General features: G+C 64.8%; 22 protein-coding genes and 1 pseudogene. 16 read left to right on the top strand and 7 right to left on the bottom strand.

What is annotated here, in order from left to right:
- Positions 1–4: 4 nt before the first annotated feature.
- Both JOE69_RS01560 and JOE69_RS01555 read right to left on the bottom strand, forming a co-directional pair.
- Positions 5–1,216, bottom strand: coding sequence for an acetyl-CoA C-acetyltransferase (locus JOE69_RS01560; RefSeq protein ID WP_309795507.1), 1,212 nt, complete (start codon positions 1,214–1,216; stop codon positions 5–7).
- 109 nt (positions 1,217–1,325) lie between these two features.
- Positions 1,326–2,009, bottom strand: coding sequence for a TetR/AcrR family transcriptional regulator (locus tag JOE69_RS01555; protein ID WP_309795505.1), 684 nt, complete (start codon positions 2,007–2,009; stop codon positions 1,326–1,328).
- Between the two features lie 301 nt (positions 2,010–2,310).
- On the opposite strand from JOE69_RS01555, the gene JOE69_RS01550 reads away from it, so the two are divergent.
- From JOE69_RS01550 to JOE69_RS01535, 4 genes and pseudogenes are all read left to right on the top strand, one after another.
- Positions 2,311–3,285: an MBL fold metallo-hydrolase gene (locus JOE69_RS01550; RefSeq protein ID WP_309795503.1), complete on the top strand. Its 975-nt coding sequence runs from the start codon at positions 2,311–2,313 to the stop codon at positions 3,283–3,285.
- A gap of 52 nt (positions 3,286–3,337) precedes the next feature.
- Complete coding sequence (locus JOE69_RS01545; protein WP_309795501.1) at positions 3,338–4,321, top strand: D-2-hydroxyacid dehydrogenase family protein; 984 nt, start codon at positions 3,338–3,340, stop codon at positions 4,319–4,321.
- 36 nt (positions 4,322–4,357) lie between these two features.
- Positions 4,358–4,465: pseudogene (locus tag JOE69_RS01540) on the top strand (MerR family DNA-binding transcriptional regulator); the annotation flags it as partial.
- Between the two features lie 71 nt (positions 4,466–4,536).
- Entirely contained in the window at positions 4,537–5,184 is a 648-nt protein-coding gene (locus tag JOE69_RS01535) for a GyrI-like domain-containing protein (protein ID WP_309795499.1), read from the top strand.
- Between the two features lie 12 nt (positions 5,185–5,196).
- Here the strand turns inward: JOE69_RS01535 and JOE69_RS01530 are convergent, their stop codons facing one another.
- The 3 genes from JOE69_RS01530 to JOE69_RS01520 all read right to left on the bottom strand — a co-directional run bounded on the left by JOE69_RS01530 (position 5,197) and on the right by JOE69_RS01520 (position 6,108).
- Positions 5,197–5,559, bottom strand: coding sequence for a VOC family protein (locus JOE69_RS01530; RefSeq protein ID WP_309795497.1), 363 nt, complete (start codon positions 5,557–5,559; stop codon positions 5,197–5,199).
- 132 nt (positions 5,560–5,691) lie between these two features.
- Complete coding sequence (locus JOE69_RS01525; RefSeq protein WP_309795494.1) at positions 5,692–5,907, bottom strand: VOC family protein; 216 nt, start codon at positions 5,905–5,907, stop codon at positions 5,692–5,694.
- 48 nt (positions 5,908–5,955) lie between these two features.
- The gene (locus tag JOE69_RS01520; protein WP_309795493.1) at positions 5,956–6,108 is read right to left on the bottom strand and encodes a VOC family protein; all 153 of its coding nucleotides are present in this window, start codon (positions 6,106–6,108) and stop codon (positions 5,956–5,958) included.
- Positions 6,109–6,262: 154 nt separating this feature from the next.
- Between JOE69_RS01520 and JOE69_RS01515 the strand changes: the two genes are divergently transcribed.
- Positions 6,263–7,423: a class I SAM-dependent methyltransferase gene (locus JOE69_RS01515; RefSeq protein ID WP_309795491.1), complete on the top strand. Its 1,161-nt coding sequence runs from the start codon at positions 6,263–6,265 to the stop codon at positions 7,421–7,423.
- Between the two features lie 55 nt (positions 7,424–7,478).
- Here JOE69_RS01515 and JOE69_RS01510 read toward each other — a convergent pair whose 3' ends face one another.
- On the bottom strand, positions 7,479–8,363 hold the full coding sequence (locus JOE69_RS01510) for an aminoglycoside phosphotransferase family protein (RefSeq protein ID WP_309795490.1): 885 nt from the start codon (positions 8,361–8,363) through the stop codon (positions 7,479–7,481).
- Positions 8,364–8,506: 143 nt separating this feature from the next.
- Between JOE69_RS01510 and JOE69_RS01505 the strand changes: the two genes are divergently transcribed.
- Positions 8,507–9,709 carry an ROK family transcriptional regulator gene (locus JOE69_RS01505; RefSeq protein WP_309795488.1) on the top strand — a complete coding sequence of 401 codons (1,203 nt, stop codon included), beginning with the start codon at positions 8,507–8,509 and terminating at the stop codon, positions 9,707–9,709.
- A 4-nt stretch (positions 9,710–9,713) separates the two neighbouring features.
- On the opposite strand, the gene JOE69_RS01500 is transcribed toward JOE69_RS01505, so the two are convergent.
- Complete coding sequence (locus tag JOE69_RS01500; protein WP_309795486.1) at positions 9,714–11,372, bottom strand: AMP-binding protein; 1,659 nt, start codon at positions 11,370–11,372, stop codon at positions 9,714–9,716.
- Positions 11,373–11,573: 201 nt separating this feature from the next.
- Between JOE69_RS01500 and JOE69_RS01495 the strand changes: the two genes are divergently transcribed.
- From JOE69_RS01495 to JOE69_RS01450, 10 genes are all read left to right on the top strand, one after another.
- Positions 11,574–12,578: an AAA family ATPase gene (locus tag JOE69_RS01495; protein ID WP_309795484.1), complete on the top strand. Its 1,005-nt coding sequence runs from the start codon at positions 11,574–11,576 to the stop codon at positions 12,576–12,578.
- A gap of 7 nt (positions 12,579–12,585) precedes the next feature.
- Positions 12,586–13,470: a DUF58 domain-containing protein gene (locus JOE69_RS01490; protein WP_309795482.1), complete on the top strand. Its 885-nt coding sequence runs from the start codon at positions 12,586–12,588 to the stop codon at positions 13,468–13,470.
- A complete protein-coding gene (locus JOE69_RS01485; protein WP_309795480.1) occupies positions 13,457–13,933 on the top strand; it encodes a hypothetical protein in 477 nt (158 codons plus the stop codon). Before JOE69_RS01490 ends, JOE69_RS01485 begins: the two co-directional genes overlap by 14 nt.
- Entirely contained in the window at positions 13,924–14,907 is a 984-nt protein-coding gene (locus JOE69_RS01480) for a vWA domain-containing protein (RefSeq protein ID WP_309795478.1), read from the top strand. Before JOE69_RS01485 ends, JOE69_RS01480 begins: the two co-directional genes overlap by 10 nt.
- Positions 14,904–15,920, top strand: a complete 1,017-nt coding sequence (locus tag JOE69_RS01475; protein WP_309795476.1) for a vWA domain-containing protein — start codon at positions 14,904–14,906, stop codon at positions 15,918–15,920. Before JOE69_RS01480 ends, JOE69_RS01475 begins: the two co-directional genes overlap by 4 nt.
- Positions 15,917–16,717, top strand: a complete 801-nt coding sequence (locus tag JOE69_RS01470) for a tetratricopeptide repeat protein (protein WP_309795475.1) — start codon at positions 15,917–15,919, stop codon at positions 16,715–16,717. The genes JOE69_RS01475 and JOE69_RS01470 overlap by 4 nt, the downstream gene beginning before the upstream one ends.
- A gap of 32 nt (positions 16,718–16,749) precedes the next feature.
- A complete protein-coding gene (locus JOE69_RS01465) occupies positions 16,750–17,163 on the top strand; it encodes a DUF1304 domain-containing protein (protein ID WP_309795472.1) in 414 nt (137 codons plus the stop codon).
- Positions 17,164–17,449: 286 nt separating this feature from the next.
- On the top strand, positions 17,450–18,430 hold the full coding sequence (locus tag JOE69_RS01460; protein ID WP_296363209.1) for a methylenetetrahydrofolate reductase: 981 nt from the start codon (positions 17,450–17,452) through the stop codon (positions 18,428–18,430).
- Between the two features lie 51 nt (positions 18,431–18,481).
- Positions 18,482–20,803 (top strand): 5-methyltetrahydropteroyltriglutamate--homocysteine S-methyltransferase, encoded by a 2,322-nt coding sequence (gene metE / locus JOE69_RS01455; RefSeq protein WP_309795470.1) that lies wholly within the window; start codon positions 18,482–18,484, stop codon positions 20,801–20,803.
- A gap of 125 nt (positions 20,804–20,928) precedes the next feature.
- Positions 20,929–22,305, top strand: coding sequence for an aldehyde dehydrogenase family protein (locus JOE69_RS01450; protein ID WP_309795468.1), 1,377 nt, complete (start codon positions 20,929–20,931; stop codon positions 22,303–22,305).
- The last annotated feature ends 5 nt before the right edge of the window (positions 22,306–22,310 follow it).

The raw sequence follows: 22,310 nt of genomic DNA, 5'->3' as shown, positions 1-22,310 counted from the left end.
CGGCCTAGACGCGTTCGATCAAAGTGGCGACGCCCATGCCGCCGCCGATGCACAAGGTGATGACGGCGCGGCGCAGGTTACGGCGTTCGAGCTCGTCGACCATGGTTCCCAGGATCATCGCGCCGGTGGCGCCGAGCGGGTGCCCCATCGCGATGGCCCCGCCGTTGACGTTCAGTTTCTCGGTCGGAATGTCCAAGTCCCGTTGGTACTTCAGGACCACTGAGGCGAAGGCTTCGTTGATTTCGAAGAGATCGATGTCAGTCACGGTCAGACCGGCCGTCTCGAGCAGTTTCCGGGTTGCCGGCGTGGGGCCGGTGAGCATGATCGTGGGGTCGGCGCCGCTGGTGGCGGTGGCCACGATCCGCGCCCGGGGGGCCAATCCGAGTTCCACGCCCACCTGCTCGGATCCGACCAGGACCAGGGCCGCGCCGTCGACGATGCCGGAGGAGTTCGCCGCGGTATGCACGTGGTCGATCCGCTCGACGTCGTGGTACTTCTGCAGGGCCACCGCATCGAAGCCGCCCAGTTCGCCCATGCCGGCGAATGCCGGTTTCAGCGCCCCCAGGGACTCGACCGTGGAACCGGGGCGACGGTGCTCATCGTGGTCCAGGATGAGCAGGCCATTCTGATCGGTGACCGGGACCACGGAATTGCTGAAGTAGCCGTTGCTCCAGGCATGTTCGGCGCGTTGCTGGGATTGCACAGCGTAGCGGTCCACGTCGTCACGGCTGAAGCCTTCGATCGTGGCGATCAGGTCGGCGCCGATGCCTTGCGGCACGAAATAGGTGTCGTAGTTGGTGGCCGGGTCCATCGCCCAGGCGCCGCCGTCGGAACCGATCGGGACCCGGGACATCGATTCCACGCCTCCGGCGATGATCAGCCGGTCCCAGCCGGATCGGACCTTCTGCGCGGCGGTATTGACCGCTTCCAAGCCGGAGGCGCAAAAGCGGTTCAGCTGCACGCCGGCCACGGTGTTCGGCAGCCCGGCGGCCAGCGCCGCCGTGCGGGCGATCACCGCGCCTTGATCGCCGACCGGGGATACCACGCCGAGGACGACGTCGTCGATCAGCTCGGCATCCAGATTCGGATTGCGTTCGCGCAGCGCGTTGATCTGGCCCACGAGCAGCGAAATCGGTTTGCTTCCATGCAAGGCGCCGTTTTTGCCGCGCCCCCGCGGGGTGCGGATCGCATCGTAGATAAAGGCTTCGGTACTCACGCCTGCACTTCCTCTCTCTGGTCCGTCGTGCGGGCCTGCGAAGGCGGTTCCGACGGCGTTGTTGTCACCATGCCAATAGTGCAAGACTATTGGCGCAGGGTCAATGGGATCACTTCTTGCCGGCTTCGGTTGACCGGGCTTGCAAAGGTTCACGGCCGGAGTCGACGGTTTGCGGAATGGCTTCGTCGATGATCGCGAAAAGCGCTCCGGCGAGCAAAGCGTGGGTCTGCTTTTTGCTGAGCGTCTTGCGCACCAGCCATTCCCGGCCGCCGCTGCGGGCCAGCTGGCCGAAGACCCGGAGCATCGCCCTGATCTGGGTGTGTTTCGCCCCGGAAGCGCTGAGTCCCATTGCTGCCATCAGCCGGTCGACCGATACATTCTCCGCCTCGATGAGGATCTGTTCCAGTTCGGGGTCCTTGCCCAGTCCGTTGGAACCCATGGCGGAAAGCCAGGCGATTCCCGCGGTCTCCAGGTAGTCCAAAAACCAGGCCACGCCGGCGTCGACGCGCTGCGCCATGGTGCCATCGGCGAAGCTGTTGAAATCCATTGCGGGCATGGTCGAGGTTTCCCGGATGACCTCGAGGTAGATCTCCCGTTTCGAACCGAAGTAGTGGTTGACCAAGCCGCGGGCGACGCCGGCCGCACCGGCTATTTGGCTCAAGGAGACTTCCGCATAGGGCAGATCCGAAAACAGTTGTTTCGCGCAATTGAAGATCTGTTCCCGGCGGGCATCCGGACTGAGCCGTTGCCAGCGGGGCTCTGCCGGTTCCGGGGGAAGTTGCAGCTGGCTCATGCGTCCCGCCGGGGTGCCCGGGGATGCCCGCCGAGCGGCACCCCGGTCAAGCCGTTGTGCGCTTGCGTTCGATTGATTGCGCCCGTGGCAATTTGCTCAGAGCGGCGGTAAGTAATTTCGCAATAGCCGTTCACGTTGATACATCCTCAAGCCGAGTGGCCGGTTTTGTTGACCTGGTGCCAATTATTGCGGACTATTGACGCGATGCCAACTACTTTTTTCGTGCCGATCGATCGGAAGTGAAAACGCAGTGATAACTGTTACCGGACTCGCCCAACACCAAGCCTGGCAGGACAAAGCCATGCCTGCGGTCGAAGAAGTGCGTCCGGGGGTGTGGTCGATTCCGGTGGCTTTTCCGGGGAATCCGCTGCGTTACACGCTGGGCTACCTTTTGCGCAGTGACCAGGGTGCGGTTTTCGTCGATCCGGGCTGGGACAGCGACGCCGGTTGGCAGCAGTTGGTCGAGGGCCTGCGAATCGCGGGCATCCAGCCGTCGGAGCTGACCGGAATCGCGGTCAGCCATTACCACCCGGACCACCTGGGCATGGCGGCCCGGCTGAAAGCCGCGTCCGGGGCGTGGCTCGGGCTCGGCGAACACGAAGGGCTGTACCGCGACGATGCCGGTTCCGCGGCCGAATTGCTGGCGGGGGACCGGTCGAAGCTGAGCGAGTGGGGTGTGCCGGCCGATCGGTTGCCGGAGGTTTGCCTCACTGCGGAGATCCTGGCGAAGAGCCGGCAGTCCGGCGAGCCGGATCTGCGCTTCGCCGACGGCGAGCAGCTGCCGGTCCCCGGTCTCTCGATGCGCGCCTTGGCGACGCCCGGGCACACGCCGGGACACCTGTGTTTCCTCGACGAGGCAAACTCCCTGTTGTTGACCGGTGACCATATCCTGCCCCGGATCACCCCGCATATTTCACTGGAGTCATTCGGCGCTGCCAATCCATTGGCGGACTACTACGCCTCGTTGGACCGGGTGGATCTGCCCGGCGGCCTGGAGGTCCTGCCCGGCCACGAATACCGGTTCCGCGGACTGGCCGAACGAATCGCGCAGATCAAAGCGCATACCGATCAGCGTTCTGCGGAGGTCCGGCAGGTGGTGTCCGGACAGAGCCCGCACACGGTATGGGACGTCGCCCAGGTGTTGACCTGGTCCCGGGGCTGGGATTCCCTGCGCGGCTATACGCTGCGGCTCGCTTTGGCCGAGACCGCAAGCCACCTGGTCTACTTGGAGTCACTCGGCTATCCGGTAGGAATCCCCGGGTTGACCGTGGACTGATTCCCCGGGCCGGCTCTGGACAGACTGCCGCGCGGGTACCAGGCTGTCGATTATGAAGATCAGCATTCTGGATGACTATTTCGACACCTTGCGCGGCTTGCCCTGCTTTCGGAAACTCGATGCTCACGAGGTCACGGTCTGGCGCGATCACGTGCAGGACACCGCAGCGCTGGCGGCGCGCCTGGCGGATGCCGATGCCCTGGTGCTGATCCGCGAGCGGACGGCGATCACCGCGGATTTGCTGGCCGCACTGCCGAAGCTGCAATTGATCAGCCAGCGCAGCGTTTATCCGCACGTCGACGTGGCCGCGTGCACCGACAACGGAGTGCTGCTCTGTTCGGACCTGCATGCGGACACGCCGTCCTATGCGGCCGCAGAGCTGACCTGGGCGTTGATCATGGCAAGTGCTCGGCAGATCCCGCAACAAGTGAATTCGCTGCGGGCCGGAAACTGGCAGACCGGGGTCGGCCGAACGCTTCGCGGCCAGACCTTGGGCATCTTCGGCTACGGCCGGATCGGCAAGGTGGTGGCCGGTTACGGCGCGGCCTTCGGCCTGCAGGTCTTGGTCTGGGGGAGTGCGGCGGCACGCGCCAGGGCAACAGCGGACGGCTATCCGGTAGCGGCCGACCAGGCGGACTTCTTCAGCCAAGCGGATGTGCTTTCGTTGCATATGCGCGCGGTACCGGCCACCAAAGGGATCGTCGGCGCGGCGGACCTGGCTCGGATGAAGCCGACCGCCACTTTGGTCAACACCAGCCGTGCGGCGCTGATCCAACCGGGTGCGTTGCTCGCCGCCTTGGACCAGGGCCGGCCCGGTGCCGCTGCGGTGGATGTTTTCGACGCCGAGCCCTTGTTGGATCCGCTGGATCCGCTGCTCAGCTCGCCCAAGGTTTTGGCGACGCCGCACATCGGGTACGTCACCGAGGAGGAGTGGGATCTGCAATTCGGCGACATCTTCGACCAGATCAACGATTATGCTGCCGGTGCGCCGAGCAACATGATCAACCCCGAAGTCTGGCTCGGCCGAAACGCTTGACCCTGACACCGTGTCAGCCCGTAGACCGGAAGGGTTATGTTCACCATCGGAGATTTCGCCAGACTTGGCCAGGTATCGGTACGGATGTTGCGGCACTACGACGCGATCGGGCTGTTGCGCCCCGCAGTGGTGCGGCACGCCGGCTACCGGAACTATGCTGCCGGGCAATTGGCCCGGTTGAACCGGATCATCGCCTTGAAAGAACTGGCTTCACTTTGGAGCAAGTCGGTTCGATCATCGACGACCGGCTCAGCCCGGAACAGTTGCGCGGCATGCTGCGGCTGCGCCAGGCCGAATTGCAGGCGCAATTGGCCATCGACCGGACTCGGCTGGGCAATGTCGAAGCGAGGCTCCAACTGATTGAAAGCGAGGGCGCCATGCCCCAGGATGACATCCAGATCAAGAGCTTGCCGGCCGTCCGGGTCGCGGAACTGGTCGGCCGGGCGGAAAGTTTCGAACCCGAGTCGATCGGCCCGGTGATCCAGCCGTTGTATCCCGAGTTGTATCGACGGCTCGCGGCCGCCGGGATCAATTCCAGCGGGCCGGGAATCGCCTACTACGAAACCGCCGACGGCGGCGGAGTTGTGGTCCATGCTGCCGCACCGGTGGACGCCGCGGCGATCAGCGACGGCGTGTTCAAGATCGTCGAATTGCCGGCGGTGGCGCAGGCCGCGACCATTGTGCATCGGGGCCCGATGGACAAGGTGATGCCGACCATCCAGACCCTGGCCCGATGGATCGAAGCCAGCGGCTACACCTCAGTGGGGCTGAATCGGGAAGTTTACCTCGACTATGCCTGCAACGACCGCCCGGAAACCTGGGTCACCGAGTTGCAGGAACCAGTGGTCAAAGCCGGCGGCTGACCGGGTTTTCGATCACGGCTGTTCGATCACGGAAAGGATATTGCCGGCAGGGTCCTTGAACCATGCGATCAACGGTCCGCCGTGCCGGTTGATGCCGCGTTCGTCCACGCCCGGGTACTTCTCGAATTCCAGGCCTCGGGCGCGCAGTTCGTCGATCGTGGCTTCGATATCGGGGGTCGGGAAATTCAACACGGTATAAGTCGCCGGCTCGTGGTCCGGCTTCGGATAGATCAAATGGTGCCGGCCTTCGAGGTCGAGCGAGAGCATGCCATTCTGCTCGGACACCTGCAACCCGAGTTTTTCGGTGTAAAAGGATTTCGCTGCGGGCAAGTCGTTGCTGGAAAAGCCACTGAAAGTCTGCGAAACGTTGAACATGGTCGGTCCCTCCGGGCTGTTGGCGTCGGCAGATCTGCTGGCACGGCACATTTTGCGGCGAAGCACAGGATGGCCGCCCACGCCCGAATCTACACCGGTCGGAGTCGGTTCGGGAGTCCGGGCCGGGCTGATTCAGCGCTCGGCCCGGACTCCGGCTGCGATTCCGGTGCGGACCGGGGCGCTCCGCCGTTTGTCGATCACCGAAATGATGTTGCCGGCTGGATCTTTGAACCAGGCGACCAGAGCACCGCCCCGCCGCATGATGCCGTCGTCGTCCACTCCCGGGAACTTTTCCACCATCATGCCTCGGGCCGCGAGTTCGCCCACCGCGGCTTCGACGTCGGCCACGGGCAGGTTGAGCGCGATATAACTGGGCGGCAGATGGTCCGCCTTGGCCTAGATCAAGTGGGTTGGGCCTGGGCCCAGATGGAGCGACAGCATCCCCCGGTGTTCGGTGATCCGGAAGCCGAGGATTGCCGAATAGAACTTCCGTGCGGAGTGGATGTCGTCGCAGGAGAACGAACTGAAGACCTCGTCGGATTCGAACATGACCTGGCTTTCCACTGCGGATCGGAGACAAAGCCCAGATTAGCCCGGGACGCGGAGCAGCAAGGGTCGCAGCGGCCGTTCCGCGCCGCGACAGACCGGCAGGACCGGTTCCGAGAATGCAGGTGGAGCGTTCGGTGCTGGATACCCTGGGGGAATGAACCCCGACTCCTTCCAACTGAGCGATCTGCGCCGCTCACCAGACGTAGAGGCTGCGAATCTCTTCGCTTGGGACGCCAGCGATGGATATCTGCTCGAGGCTGTGGCGCAGTATCTGCCGGATCTGGCCGAGCCGGCTGATCAACTGGTGCTGCTGAACGACTCCTACGGCGCCCTGTCCTTCGGCATGGCCGCCCGATTCGGCGTCAAGGGGATCCGGGTGCAGCAAGACCTCTGCACCGGAGAGCAGGCTTTGCGTGAAAACGGCGAGCGGCTGGGCATCGAGCTCGGCGCCCGGCAGCGTTCCTTGCTCGTCGACGGCGGCGCGGCGTTGCTCAGCGGTGCCCGCTTGGTGCTGCTGAAGCTGCCCAGGGGATTGGCCGAGTTGGAGCAGACGGTGCAGGCGATTGCGCGCCATGCCGATCCCGGGGCGGTGCTGTTGGCAGCCGGCCGGGTCAAACACATGAGCCTGGCGATGAACGCGGTGCTCGCCCGTTATTTCGGCACGGTCCGCGCTTCACTGGCGCAACAGAAGTCCCGGCTGCTGACCGCGACCGATCCGGCGTTGCCGACCGACGCAGTGGGGTTCCCGCTGTCTGCCACGGTCCAGGCGGCGCCCGGGCTGGAGCTCGAGGTCCGGGCGCATGGCGCGGTATTTGCGGGCGCCGCCCTGGACATCGGCACCAGGTTTTTGCTCGATTCGCTGACCGAACCACAGCTGCCACAGGTCGGCACGGTGATCGATCTGGGTTGCGGCACGGGCCTGCTGGCCACCCGGGCGGCATTGCTGCGGCCCGAATCGAAGGTCATCGCGACCGACCGTTCGGAGGCCGCGATCCGATCTGCTGCGGCGACGGCGGCCGCCAACGGCGCGCGGAACGTGACGGTCTTGCAGGACGATGCCGGGCAGAGCCTGCCGGCAGGCTGCGCCGACTTCATCCTGCTGAATCCGCCGTTCCACAGTGGCGCGGCGGTGCACACTGGCGTCGCCTTGAAGCTCTTCGCCGCGGCGGCGCGCTTGCTGGCCCCGGGCGGTCGGCTCTGGACCGTCTACAACCGGCATTTGGACTATCGGCCGGCGTTGCAGCGAACCATCGGCCCGAGCCGGGCGATCGCCCAAGGCCCGAAGTTCACCGTGCTGGAATCCACCCGCCGCTGACGGGGCCGATGCCGGCTCGGGACGATGGCTGCCCGGACGGCTGGAGGGTACTGGGTCAGTCGGCCAGCACTGCGTTCACCACGTGATCGCCCAAGGCCCGGAACTGCGGATTGTCGTCCGAGTTGGCGAGCAATGCGGTGCCCAGATTCAGCGCCCAGCCCCGGGCCCGTTGCCACAACGCCGGATCGGGGCCGAGTGCGGCGCCGACCTCTTGTTGGAAGCGGGATCTGGCTTCGGCGTCGAAAAGGATCCAGCCCGCTGCCAGGTCGACTGCGGGATCGCCACCGGCCAGATCGCCGAAGTCGATGATCGCGCTGATCTGCTGCTGTTGCACCAGGATGTTCGCGGAGTGCAGATCGCCATGGATCCAAAACGGTTCGCATTGCCATTCCGGAATCTCCAGGACTTCTTCCCAAACCGCGATGATCTGGGCCGAATGAGCGGTGTCGAGCGTCTCCATCCGGTGCCGGAAGGCCCGGTCCCGACGGCGTAATGGCACCCCGCGGACCGGGTTCTGCGGGGCATCCGCGGCAGCCGGCCGGTGCAGTGCAATGACGAATTCCGCGAGTTGCCCGACCAAACCGCGGTGTTCGCTGGGGGCTGAATCGATCGCCGGTCGACCGGCGAACCAGGGGCCGATGGTCCAAGGCCAGGGAAAATGCGCTCCCGGCTGGCCGATCCGGATCGGAACCGGCAAGGGCAGGCTGGTCAGTTCCGCGATCTGCGGCAAGAATAGTTGTTCATTGCGCAATAGTTGGACTGCGATCTCCCGACGCGGCAACCGGACCACGAAATCCGAACCGAGTCGGAAGACCGCGTTATCCCAACCATTCGATAATGTGTGTACAGGTAGATGTGCCAAGTCGGGGTGTTGTTCACGGAGCAAACGGGTGACCAATGCTTCGTCGATCGGCACTTCGGCAGCGGGCATATTCGCCATCGGGAGAGATCCTTCGGTGGTTTGGATTAAGACCGAGATTACCCGGCCGCAACGGCGGATGGGGATCCGCGAGTTTTAGGGACGAGGTTAGATTGCCAGAAGCAAAGGCACTGGTGCGCAGACGCGGTACCAACCTGCCACGAATGGGAGACTTCAATCTTTCGGTGATCCTGGATGCGATTCGTCGCAGTCCGGATGGGGTGAGCCGGGTCGAACTCGCCGGCATCGTCGGCCTCGCGGCGCAGACCGTGTCCAATATCTGCCGGAGGCTGCTGGATCAGAGCCTGATCGTCGAGGCCGGCAAATACGGCAGCGGCCCCGGCAAGCCGCGGACCATTTTGCGGCTCAACCCGGCGGGGATGTATGCGATCGGCGTGCATCTGGACCCGGCGGAAACCAATTTCGCTTTGCTCGACCTCACCGGTTCGGTAGTGATTTCGCGCAAGCTGCCGACCCGTGCGGACGCAGATCCCCAGGAGACGCTCGACGGAATCGCCGAGGAGATCAACTCGATGATCGCCGAGCGGAGCATCCATCGGAGCAAGATCGCCGGACTGGGTGTCGCCACCCCGGGACCGATCGATCCGGTGGCCGGGGCCGTCGTCGAACCCCCGCACATGCAGCGCTGGGGCAAAGTCGCGTTGCGTGATCAACTGCAGAAGGCCGTCGATCTGCCCGTGTTGCTGGACAAGGACGTCACGGCAGCCGCGGTCGCCGAAATTTGGGCAGGCGGCGCTTCAGGTGCCGGGAGCTTCATTTTCGTCTACATGGGCACCGGCATCGGCAGTGGCCTGGTGCTCGACGACGAAGTCGTGCGCGGCAGTTCTGGAAATGCCGGCGAAGTCGGCCACATCATCGCTGATCCGGACGGACCCGGGTGCGATTGCGGCCAACGCGGCTGCGTGAAGGTGACGTGCATGCCGGAGAACATCGTGGCCGAGGCGCGGACCGCCGGGGTGAAAGCGGTTCTGGCCGCGAGTCCCGACTCGTTGCAGGAACAAGTAGCAGCGTTGGCCGAGGCCGCAGAGTCCGGGGACGAACAGGCCATCAATGTGCTGGACCGGGCAGCCGAACGTTTCGCGGTGGCGGTGTCTGCGCAGACGAATTTGCTGGATGTGGACCATGTGGTCTTCGGTGGCCCCTTCTGGAAGCATTTCGAAGCGGCCTTCCTGGCGAAGCTGCCGGCCCGGCTGACCGCGCGCAGCGCCACCGCCAAGGTGCACGGCATCGAGGTGATGAGCACCGGTGTGGGCAGCGATGTCGGAGCGGTAGGTGCGGCCTGCCTGGTGCTCGAAGACTCCTTCGGCCCGCACGCTGCGAGCCTGGTGCTGGCCAGCGAAGAGTAGCCGCTCAGTGGACCGGCGGGTTCGGTGCCAGTCCCAGCAGTTCGATCGAGCTGGCCCGCATCTCCATTTTCCGGATCTTCCCGGTGACGGTCATCGGGAACTCCTGGACAATCAGGACGTAGCGCGGGATTTTGTGCTTGGAGAGCTTGCCGGCGCAGAATGCGGCGATTGCGGCCTGGTCGATCGGTTGGGCCCCGGCGCGCAAGGTGATCCACGCGCAGAGTTCTTCGCCGTGCTCGGGATCCGGTACTCCGACGACCTGGACATCGGCGATATCGGGATGCGTGTAGAGGAACTCTTCGATTTCCCGGGGGTAGAGGTTTTCCCCGCCGCGGATCACCATGTCCTTGATCCGGCCGACGATGGTGACGTAGCCGTCCTCGCGCATTTCGGCGAGATCGCCGGTGTGCATCCATCGAGCCTGGTCGATGGCCTCGGCGGTCTTCTGCGGGTCCTCCCAATAGCCCAGCATGACTGAGTATCCACGGGTGCAGAATTCCCCCGGTGTGCCCCGGGGCACGGTCAACCCGGTCGCCGGGTCCACGATCTTGACTTCCAAATGCGGGTGCACCCGGCCCACGGTGGCAGTCCTCCGCTCGACGTCGTCGTCGGGCCTGGTCTGCATCGACACCGGTGAGGTTTCGGTCATCCCGTAGGCGATCGCTACCTGCTCCATGTGCATCTCGGTCATGCAGCGTTTCATCACCTCGACCGGGCAGGGCGAGCCGGCCATGATCCCGGTGCGCAGGCTGGAAAGGTCATAGCCGGCGAAATCGGCGAGGTTCTGTTCTGCGATGAACATCGTCGGCACGCCGTAGAGCGCGGTGCATTTTTCGTCCTGGACGGTTTGCAGGGTGCGGGCCGGATCGAACGCCGGCCCAGGGATCACGATGGCCGCGCCGTGGCTGGTTGCGCCGAGATTGCACATCACCATGCCGAAGCAATGGTAGAAGGGGACCGGAACGCAGATCCGGTCCTGGTTGGTGATCCGGATGGTCTCGGTCACGAAGAAGCCGTTGTTCAGAATGTTGTGGTGGCTCAGCGTGGCGCCCTTGGGGAAACCAGTGGTGCCCGAGGTGTACTGGATGTTGATCGGATCGTCGGCGGAGAGTTCCGCGGCCCGGTCCGCCAGGGCCGAATCGGGCAGGTCCCGTCCCGATTCGATCAACCGCTGCCAGCTCGGATCATCGATGTACACGGCGTCGGCCAATGCCGGGCACTCGGGCCGGACGGCGTCGATGAGTTCCCGGAAGGCCGAGTTTTTGAAGCCGACCTGGGCGATGATCATCCGCATGCCGGACTGGTTCAAGGCATAGGCGAGTTCGTGTTGCCGGTAAGCCGGGTTGACGTTGACCAGAATTGCACCGATCTGCGCCGTGGCGTATTGCACGATCACCCATTCGGCGCAATTGACCGCCCAGATGCCCACCCGGTCGCCTTTCCGGATTCCGGAACCAAGCAGTCCGCGGGCGAACTCGCCGACGGCGTCGGCAAGTTCGCGATAGCTCCACCGCCGTCCAGTGGCGGCTTCGACCAACGCTTCCCGCTCGCCGTGCTCGGCGGCGATCCGGCTGAAGTTCGCACCGATGGTTTCGCCGAGCAACGGCAACTCCGAGACGCCGGATGAATAGGAAGGCAGCTGGGGCCACGTCGTTGTAGTCATGGGGAAACGCTATAACGCCAGCTCTGCCGGCGGTAGGGACGCGACCCGGGCGGATGGGGAGATCTGCCCATTGCACAGCATGCCGTGATTGGATTGGATGGAATTTGATGTCCGGCCCGGTGCACGAGTTTGCCGGGCGAGACCAAACGGCCGCGTTGACGGGGGAGCATGCCGGACGATCGAGAAGCAGTGGAGCCGCAGATGAACCAGATGACCGCAGCGCGGGTTGCCCCGGAGGATTTGCAAAGCGCGCAAGCCCTTTTGGCCGGGATATCCCGGAGTTTCGAAGGCAAAGTGGTGGGTCAGGCCCGGCTGCGGGAGACCCTATTGATCGGATTGATGACCGGCGGCCACATCCTGCTCGAAAGCGTGCCGGGCCTGGCCAAAACCACCGCGGCGCAGACCTTGGCCGATACCGTGAGCGCTCAGTTCCACCGGATCCAGTGCACCCCGGACCTGCTGCCCAGCGACATCGTGGGCACCCAGGTCTACGATGCCTCGAAGGGCGTCTTCAATACCCAGTTGGGTCCGGTGCACGCCAACTTGGTCTTGCTCGACGAGATCAACCGGTCGAGCGCGAAGACGCAGAGCGCGATGTTGGAGGCCATGCAGGAGCGCCAGACCAGCATCGGCGGTGTGGTGTATCCGCTGCCGGACCCGTTCCTGGTGTTGGCCACGCAGAACCCGATCGAGCAGGAAGGAACCTATCAGCTTCCCGAAGCCCAAATGGACCGGTTCATGCTCAAGGACGTGCTGGACTATCCGACGCCAGCCGAAGAAGCGGAGGTGATCCGCCGGATCGATGCCGGAGTTTTCGCGCCGGAAGCAAAGCCCACCGCTGTCGCGGGCTTGGACGACGTGCGCAGGCTGCAGGCATTGACCCGCCGGGTCTACATCGATCCGGCGATCGTCCGCTACATCGTCGGGCTGGTCTATGTGACCCGGCACGCGGGGCATTACCTGGACCCGAAGTTGGCCGGATTCCTGGAGTTCGGCGCCAGCCCCAGAGCATCGATCGCGTTTTCCCAGGCATCGCGAGCGGTGGCCCTGCTCAACGGCAGGGACCACGTATTGCCGGAGGACGTCAAGGGTCTGGCGCATCGGGTGCTGCGGCATCGGGTGCTGCTCGGCTTCGCTGCGGTCGCCGAGCAGGTCCAGGTGGAATCGGTGATCGACGCAGTCCTCGCTTCCGTGCAAACCCCCTGATTCGGCGATGGCGACGCTTCTGCAGAAGGTGAAGTCGAAGATGTTCATCTTCGCGCACCGAAAAGCCCACAGCATGCTCGACGGCGAATACGCAGCGGTTTTCCGCGGCCGGAGTTTGGACTTCGACGACCTGCGGGGCTATGTGCCCGGTGATGAAGTCCGGGACATCGATTGGAAGGCGACCGCCAGGCATGGTTCGCCCCTGATCCGCAGGTATGTTGCGGTCCGCAAGCAGACCGTGCTGCTGCTCGCGGACACCGGTCGGAATATGGCTGCGGTCGCCAAAGGCGGGGAGAGCAAAAAAGAACTGACCGTGCTGCTGCTCGGCGTCCTCGGCTACTTGGCCTTGAAGCACGGGGACCAAGTGGCCTTGGTGCACGGTGATGCGAGCGGTACCGTGATGAGTGCCGCCAAAGGCGGCGAAGCCCACTTGGAGTCGTTGCTGCAGACCGTGGACCGGGAAACCTCCCTGGCCTCGGCGGATTCGGAGCTGACCGGGCAACTCGATTTCATCGCGCAGCACGTCAAGACCCGGACGCTGCTGATCGTGGTCGCCGACGAACTCGCGGCAAGTCCGGAGCTGGCTGGTTTGCTGCGCCGGTTGCGTGCCCAGCACGAAATCCTGTGGCTGACTCTGGAAGATGCGGACCTTCGCGATCCGGCATGGGGCGCGGAGCCGCTTGGGGTGCAGCAGATGCAGCCCGTGATGTCCTTTCTGGCTAGCGAGCCCGGCTTGGCCGCCGAATACGGTGCCGCGGTGCAGGCCCGGCGGCAGCGCCTGGCCGATCTGCTGGGCCGCGAAGGGATCTCCGCGGAATGGTTGGGCCACAGCGCGGACGCGGTGCCAACGGTTTTCCGCCTGTTGGAGAGGCACCGACGTGCCGGGAAGTAGCGGTGGCTTTTTCCCGCCGGTCGGTTACGCCTGGTTCTGGCCGGCCGCCGGAGTGTTGCTATTGCTGCTGGCCGGCGCTTGGCTGGGCTTCGTCTTCTGGTGGACTCGGAAACTGCGGATCGCGCCGGGCGAAGCCCCGACGCCACTGCCGCCGCGGCGGCTGCCGCCGGTCCGCTCGAAGTATTCCGCGCTGATCGATGAGATCGCGCACCGCCACCGGCGCGGTGACATCGATGCCCGGGAGGCCAACCAGCGGCTCAGCGCGGCGGTGCGGGGATTCACCCGGGAGGTCACCGGAGTCGCTTCGGATCGGATGACGCTCAGCGAGCTGCAGGCGATCGGATTCCCGCCGGTGGTGGACGCGGTGGAATTCTTCTACCCGGTCGAATTCGGCCTGCAGAGCGCCCGCGAAGTCGAGCATTCCGTGTCACTGGCGCATCAGGTGGTGCGGGCATGGCCTTAGTCTTCTGGTGGTTGCTGCCGATCGGTGCGGCCTTGCTCTTGGGCGTGCTCTATTGGGCTTGGCGCGGACCGAAGCGCGAACGCCGCCGCACACCGGTGGCACACGCCGATCGGCTGACCGGGTTGCCGGGGTACCGTGCGGCCTTGGCCCGCCGACGGCTCTGGACCGGGGTATTGGCGGGCTCGGCCCTGCTGCTTTGCCTCGGTGCGCTGATCGCGGCATCGCGGCCGGCCGTGCCGCAGAACAACAGCCCGCAGTCGAACAACCGGGACATCATGCTCTGCCTGGATGTTTCGGGCTCCATGGTGGATGCGGATGCCGAACTCGTCCAGGTCTTCAATGACTTGGCGCAGAACTTCCGCGGCGAACGGTTGGGCATGGTCATCTTCGATTCCTCGGCCGTGCAGGTTTTCCCGCTCACCGACGACTATGAATTCGTGCGCGAACAGCTCACTGCAGCGCACACTGCAATGTCGGATCAGAGCAAAGACACCGGATTCTTCGATGGCACCTACGGCGGCAAAGGATCGTCGCTGATCGGCGATGGTTTGGCGACCTGCGTGAACGGATTCCCGCAGACCCCGGATGCGCTCCGTTCCCGGACCGTGGTCTTCGCCACCGACAATGTGCTGCTCGGACGGCCGCTGTTCAGCCTGGACCAGGCTGCTGCCCTGGCCGTCGGGAAGTCGGTGCGGGTGTACGGCATCAATCCGAACGGCCCGGAAGCCACCGGCACGAAGGCCAGCGCCGCCAGGCAACTGCAAGCCGCCGTGGAAAAGACCGCCGGGGCCTACTATCCGCTCGGGGATCCGGCGGCGGCCAAGGACATCGTGGCCCAGGTCCAGGCGACTGAAGCGCGACGGATCGAGGCAGCACCGCGGATCAACCTCCGGGATCAGCCGGAACCCTGGCTCGCCGTGGCCGGCCTCGGACTGGGCGGGCTGATCTTCGGAGCTTGGCGGTTGCGCCGATGAGTTTCGCGCCGTGGTTCCCATGGTGGGTGATCCTGCTGGCCGGTTCCGGATTGCTGGTTTGCTGTCTTTGGCTGGCATTCCGCGAGCGCGGCCGTCGGATCAGTTGGCTGCGCCGGGGCGCGATGGTGCTGTTGCTGGCTTTGGCGTTCCTGCGTCCGGGCGTGGGCGGAGCCGATGCGAGTTCTGCGGCAACGCAGCTGGACGTGTTCTTCGTGGTGGACACCACGAGCTCGGTCGTCGCCCAGGACTTCGGCGATGGTCAGCCTCGGCTGACCGGGGTGAAAGCGGACATCACGTCGATCGCTGCAAAACTGCCCGGAGCGTCGTTTTCGCTGATCGGGTTCGCCCAAGATGCCCGGGTCCTGGTTCCGTTGACCAGCGATGCGAACGCATTGACCAACTCGGTGGACGGGCTGAGCCCGGAGATCACGGTCTATTCGCGGGGCTCGTCGGTGACCGTGGCGGCCAAGAGCTTGGCTGCCCGGCTGGAAGCGGCGAAGCGCGCGCACCCGGACCGGGCGCGGGTGGTCTACTACCTGGGCGACGGCGAACAGACCGCGGCCACGGCGCCGGCTCCGTTCGACCTCCCGGAAGGGCTGGTCTCCGGGGGAGCAGTGTTGGGCTATGGCACCTCCGCCGGCGGCCGGATGCTGGTGAATTCCGGGTTCGGAAACGGCCTTGGCCCGGGCTACATCCAGGATTACTCGACCGGCTCCGATGCAGTGTCGAAAATCGATGAAAACATGTTGCGGTCCATTGCCCAGCAGCTGCGGGTCGGCTATGTGCACCGGGCTGCGGGCGATGGAATCGATGCGGCGATGACCGGGGTCCAGGCAGGCGTCCTGAGGATCGACGGGCAGAGCCAGGTGCGCGCACAATTCGAGTTGACCTGGATTTTCGGCCTCGGCCTGACGGCTTTGGCCGGTTGGGAGCTCTTCGGCGCCGGCCGCGAGCTCCGGCGATTGGCTCCGCCGGCGGCCGGTATTGCCCGCCCGAGCAAAGGAGCGCCATGACGAATCGAATTCTTTCGCCCGAACGGGAGCGGCTGGAGCCGGCGGTCCTGGCCGCGCCCTGGCAGCCGGGATCGCGGCAGGACCGGCAGGCGAAATTGCGACTGCGGCGGAAACTGCTGCTGGTCTCGGCACCTCTGCTGCTGTTGCTGCTGTTGCTGGCGGCGAAGACCTTGAGCGTGGGAATCGCTTCGGCCCAGCTCGAGAGTGCCTTCGCGAAAGGCGACGCCGCCGGCGTGCATGCCGCTGCCGGCGTGCTCAAAGTCGCCAATGTGATTGAGCCGTACAAGGCTTGGTTCAACGATGGTGACGGCTACCTGCTCAGCGGTGACTTCGAGTCCGCGAAGCCCGAATTCGAACAAGCTCTGGCGCTGGCGCCCAGCGCGGAATCCTGCCGGGTCCGGGTCAATCTGGTGCTCACCGTGGAAAAGCTCGGAGATGCCAAACGCGCAGCAGGGGAGCAAAACGCGGCGCAGGCCTTGTACGACCAGGGAATCGGTGTCATCGATGCAGCCCCGCAGGGCTGTTTCCAGGCTGGTTCGAGCGGGAATCAGCAAGGAGAGGGGCAGCAGCTCCAGGACGCCAAAGGCAGGCTGCAGCAGAAGTCGGAGCAGTCGCAGCAAGGCCAGAACGGGCAGAATCCGGGTCCAGCAGATCCGTCGCAGAGCCCTGATCCGAGCCAGCTCGATCAGCTGAACCAACAGAACAAAGATGCGCAACAGGACCGCAACGATGGCACCAGGTTGCGCGACGGTGCGGGCAACCCGGTGCCCTTCGATCCGAACGCCAAGCAATGGTGACCGATTTTCCGGTCCAGGGCTAGAGTTGGCGCATGACGCCGATGAGTTTGCCCTGGATCACCGTGATTTTCGCGATCGTCGCCGCTTTGATCCATGGATATTTCTGGTTGTTGGAGTCGGTCCGCTGGCGGCGGCCATCGGCATGGCAGCGCTTCGGCGTGAAAGACCAGGCCGAAGCCGACATGCTCGCGCCGATGGCCTTCAACCAGGGCTATTACAACCTGGCGCTGGCGGCCGGAAATCTGCTGGGCGCGGTGCTGCTGTGCACCGGAGCTGCCGGAACGGTGTTGTTCGGTGCCGGTCTAGTCGCGATGTCGTGCTTCACCATGGTGGTTGCAGCGGTTGTGCTCTTGGTCAGCAAACCCGGGTTCATCGTGCCGGCGCTCATTCAGGGCGTGGCGCCACTCATTGCAATATTCGGATTTCTGGGCCTTCGTGCCATCTGAACTGCATTAGTAGCCGGTCCAAAGGCTTAGAAGCCATCTTAATTCGGCGAAATATTCGGCGGCGATTTGCCAGCACGGCCTGCGCTTCTTAGAGTGGGAAGCACGTTACTGAACGTAACATGTCAGCGATCCCCGGACTCCGGGGGTGTGGGTGCCCCCATGTGGGCCTGACATTTGCACAGTCCGATCGGCTTCCTCCGCGCACTCCTGCCGGTGGAGTACGGACCGGCTGTTTTTCCGATGGCAGCTGCTTCGCTAGGAGCAGCACGATGGTCAAGGTCTGCAAATGTCCCCACCGAGTATTATTTCCAACCCCCTCGAGACGCTCTCCGGCCCGGCTCCTGCTCCGCAGAACGCGCCGATCGCGCTCTCCTATGAACTGTTCCCGCCGCGCAGTCCGGCTGCCGACGAGCACCTGTGGACTACGATCCGGGAACTCGAAAGCACCAGCCCGGACTATGTCTCGGTCACCTATGGTGCCTCCGGATCCAATCGCGACACCGCGGTGGACCTGTTGCACCGGTTGTTGCAGGAGACCAGTCTGCGTCCCTTGGCACATCTGACCTGCATCGGCAACACCGCAGACGAGTTGGCCGCGATCATCACCGATCTGTTGGAGCACGGTGTCCGGGGAATCCTGGCGCTGCGCGGCGACCGGCCGACTGATGGCAGTGCGGAACCCCGAGCCGGCGCGTTGAACTACGCCCAAGACCTGATCGAACTGATCCGCAGGGTGGAGCAGCGCCGCTCGGCGATGCTCGCCGCCGGGAAAGTCGCGATCGGAGTCGCCGCCTATCCGGCCCGGCACCCGGAATCGCCCAGCGTGCAGCACGATGTCGAGGTTTTGCTCGCCAAACAGCGTTCGGGCGCCGATTTCGCGATCACCCAGGTGTTCTTCCACGCCGAACAATACGCCGACCTGGTGTTGCGGGCCCGGCGCGCCGGGGTCAGTATTCCGCTGATCCCCGGAGTGATGCCGTTCACCAGCCTGCGCAGGCTGGAACGCCTGGGCCAGCTGACCGGCGTCGAACCGGCTCCGGAGCTGCTCGCCGCGCTGGCTTCGGCCGACGACGACGGCGAACGGCGGCGGATCGGGGTCCGCGCCACGGTGGAACTGGCCAAGGCCGCGTTGGATGCTGGAGCCCCGGGGATCCACCTCTACACCTTCAATCAGCACCAGGCCGCTCTGGAGGTGCTGGATCGGCTCAATCTGCTGCGTCCAGCACCGCCGGCCGGCAAACTCCGGCATTTCAGCCGGGCGCATTGAGCGCCTCGGCCATTTCGCTTGCCGACCTTCGAAACCACTAAGGACCAAACCATGACTGAAAACACCCCTTTTCCGGCTGCCTCGCTTTTGGGATACCCCAGGATCGGCCGCCGTCGGGAATTGAAAAAGGCCGTCGAATCCTACTGGGCCGGGCGGATCGACGCCGCCGAACTGGCCGCCACGGCGCAGCAGATCCAGCTCGGCACCGCACAGCGCTTGCAGGAACTCGGTTTGACCGAAGTCGCTGCGGTTCCGGGGACCTTCTCCTATTACGACCAAGTGCTCGATGCCGCGGCCCACGTCGGCGCAATTCCGGCGCGGTTCGGAAACCTGCTCGACGCCGATGGCGGCCTGGGCTTGGCCGGCTACTTCACGCTGGCCCGGGGGGACCGGGAGCAGCAGCCGCTTGAAATGACCAAATGGTTCGATTCCAACTATCACTACCTGGTGCCGGAAATCGGTCCGGACACGGTCTTTTCGGTCACTTCCGATCGCATCTTGCGGGACTTCGCCGCAGTGCTCGAGTCCGGAATCGAAACCCGGCCCTACCTGGTCGGACCGGTGACCTTCCTGCTGCTGAGCAAGGCCGAGGCCGGAGCCCCAGCGGATTTCGCCCCGTTGGCCAAGCTGGCTGAATTGCTTCCGGTGTACGCCGCGCTGCTGGAACGGCTGGCCGCCGCCGGAGCCAGCTGGGTGCAGCTGGACGAACCCGCGTTGGTCGCCGACGGCGCAGTGCCGGCAGCCGAGCTGCGTGCGGCCGTGGAACAGGCCTACCAGGTGCTCGGTTCGGCGCAGAGCCGCCCGAAGCTGCTGGTGAGCACGCCTTATGGCGCGCTGGGCGAGTTGCTCGAACCTGTGGCGAGCCTCCCGGTGGAGGCGATTCACCTGGATCTGTTCAAGGGGGAACTGCCCGCCGACCTGACCGGATTGGCGCAGGCTCTGGCTGGCAAGACCTTGGTGGCCGGCGTGGTCGACGGGCACAATATCTGGCGCAATGACCTGGCCGCCTCGGCGCGCAAGCTCGATGTGCTCAAGGCCGCCGGCATCAACCTGGCCGTCTCCACGTCGACGTCCGCGTTCCACGTTCCGCACGATTCCGCCGAAGAAACCCAGCTCACCGAGCAACTGCGCAGCTGGTTGGCGTTTGCGGACCAAAAGGCGGTCGAGGTGGCCACCTTGGCCAGGCATCTCGCCGACGCCGAGGCCGCCCGACCGGAAATCGAAGCCGCCAGCCGGATCATCGCGTCCCGGGCTTCCGCCGAAGGCGTCCGGCGGGGCGAGGTCCGGGCCCGCACTGCGGCTCTGGCCGAAACGGACTTCCACCGGGCAGAGTATGCGGACCGGGCGAAAGCCCAGCAGGAAGAACTCCGGCTCCCGCCGTTGCCGACCACCACCATCGGTTCGTTTCCGCAGACCGGCGACATCCGTTCCGCACGGGCCCGGGCGAACAAGGGCGAAATCAGCGCGGTCGACTACCAGGAGCTGATGCGGGAGGAAATCCGCCGGGTCGTGGACCTGCAGGAAGACCTCGGTTTCGATGTGCTGGTCCACGGCGAGCCGGAGCGCAATGACATGGTGCAGTACTTCGCCGAGAACCTGGACGGCTTCGAGGTCACAGTGCACGGTTGGGTCCAGTCCTATGGCAGCCGGTGTACCCGTCCGTCGATCCTCTGGGGCGACGTCACGCGCAGCGCGCCGATCACGGTCGAATGGGCTTCGTTCGCGCAGTCGCTGACCGAGAAGCCGATGAAGGGGATGCTCACCGGGCCGGTGACCATTCTGGCCTGGTCTTTCGTCCGCGACGACCAACCGCTGGCGGATACCGCGAACCAGGTGGCCTTGGCTTTGCGCGACGAGATCGCGGACCTGGAAACGGCCGGAATCAAAATCATCCAGGTGGACGAGCCGGCGCTGCGCGAACTGCTGCCGTTGCGCAAAGCCGATCAGCCGGAATACCTGGCCTGGTCGGTGCGGGCCTTCCGCCTGGCGACCTCGGGTGCCGCCACCGGCACCCAGATCCACACCCACCTTTGCTATTCGGAGTTCGGCGTGGTGATCGATGCGATCGATGGCCTGGACGCCGACGTGACCTCGATCGAGGCTGCACGTTCCCGGATGGAAGTGGTCAATGACCTGCAGTCGCATGGCTTCAGCCGGGGCGTCGGCCCGGGCGTCTATGACATCCACTCACCGCGGGTGCCGGGCCAGCAAGAGGTGACCGAGTTGCTGCAGACCGCGGTGGCGCACGTGCCGGCGCGGCAGCTCTGGGTGAACCCGGACTGCGGTCTGAAAACCCGCGGCTACGCCGAGACCGAAGAATCCTTGCGGAATCTGGTGGCGGCTACCCGGGAAGTCCGGGCGCAGCTGGTCTGAGTCCAATCGAACGCCTCGCGCGGGAAATCGCCGACGGCCCGCTCGGCCGGTCAAGATCGTGTCATCTGCCGAGCGGGCCGGTCGAGGGTCTTCCGAAATAAGTTACCGACGGGTAAGTTAGCTCCATGAGCAACGACGCTGTGAATTTGGCCCGGAAGGCTTTCGAGACCGGCGAAGGTTTGGACCTGGATACCAGGCTGCGCCGAATCGATGCGGTGCGCAGGATGTTGTTGGAGCAGACCGCGGATTTCACCGCGGCGCTGTCCCAGGACCTGCGCAAGCATCCGGATGAATCCTGGATGACCGAGATCGGCTTCACCTGCAACGAGGTGCAGCACACGACGAAGAACCTGCGCAAATGGCTCGCCCCGGAGCGGGCCTCGGTGCCGTTGTCCCTGTTGCCGGCCACGGCGAAGATCGTCCGGGACCCGCTCGGCGTCGTGCTGGTGATCGCGCCCTGGAACTACCCGGTGCAATTGTCCCTGGTTCCGGTGATGGCTGCGCTGGCCGGCGGGAATACCGTGGTGCTGAAGCCGAGCGAGCTTGCTCCGGCGACCTCGGCGGCTTTGGCCCGCTGGATCCCGGAGTATCTCGGCGAGGCCGTCCAAGTGGTCGAAGGCGGAGTGCCGGAAACCACCGAACTGCTGAAAGAGCGCTTCGACCATATTTTCTACACCGGCAACGGCCAGGTCGGCAAAGTGATCCTGCGCGCTGCTGCGGAGCATCTGACTCCGGTGACCCTGGAATTGGGCGGGAAATCCCCGGTGTACGTCGACGATTCGGTGGACCTGACCGCGGCCGCGCAGCGGATTGCCTGGGGAAAGTACCTCAATGCCGGGCAAACCTGCGTGGCCCCGGATTATGTTCTCGCCAGTCCGGAGACCGCACGGAAACTCGCCGAGGTATTGCCGAAGGTGATCAAGGGGCTGTTCGAGAAGGACCCACGGAGCAGTTCTGACTACGGCCGGATCGTCAACCAGCGGCATTTCGGTCGGTTGACCGGGCTGCTCGAAGGCGCAGAGTTGGTGACCGGTGGCGACTCCGAAGCGGGAGATCTGTATTTGGCGCCGACGGTGGTCCGGGCGAAGTCCACGGACCCGGTGATGCAGGAGGAAATCTTCGGACCGATCCTGCCAATCGTCGAGGTCCCCGACGAAGCGGCGGCGCTGGCGTTCATCAAGGAACGCGACAAGCCGCTGGCGCTCTATGTTTTCAGCGAGAACAAGGCGACCCGGCGGAACTTCATGGACAATACCTCGTCGGGCGCCCTGTGCTTCGGGGTGCCGGCGGCGCACCTGCTGGTCCCGGGACTGCCGTTCGGCGGAGTGGGGCCCAGCGGCATGGGCGCATACCACGGCCGTGATTCGATCGACGTCTTCACCCACCGCAAGGCGGTATTCGACAAACCGTTGAAGCCGGACACCATGAAGCTGATCTACCCGCCGTTCAACAATCTCAAGCACCAGGTGATCACCAAAGTCATCGCGCCGGCCGGGAAGTAATCCGG

The organism is Arthrobacter russicus, assembly GCF_031454135.1.
Classification (GTDB): domain Bacteria; phylum Actinomycetota; class Actinomycetes; order Actinomycetales; family Micrococcaceae; genus Renibacterium; species Renibacterium russicum.
The sequence above is the reverse complement of the archived record's forward strand: the minus strand, read 5'-3'. Positions and strand labels throughout refer to the sequence as shown.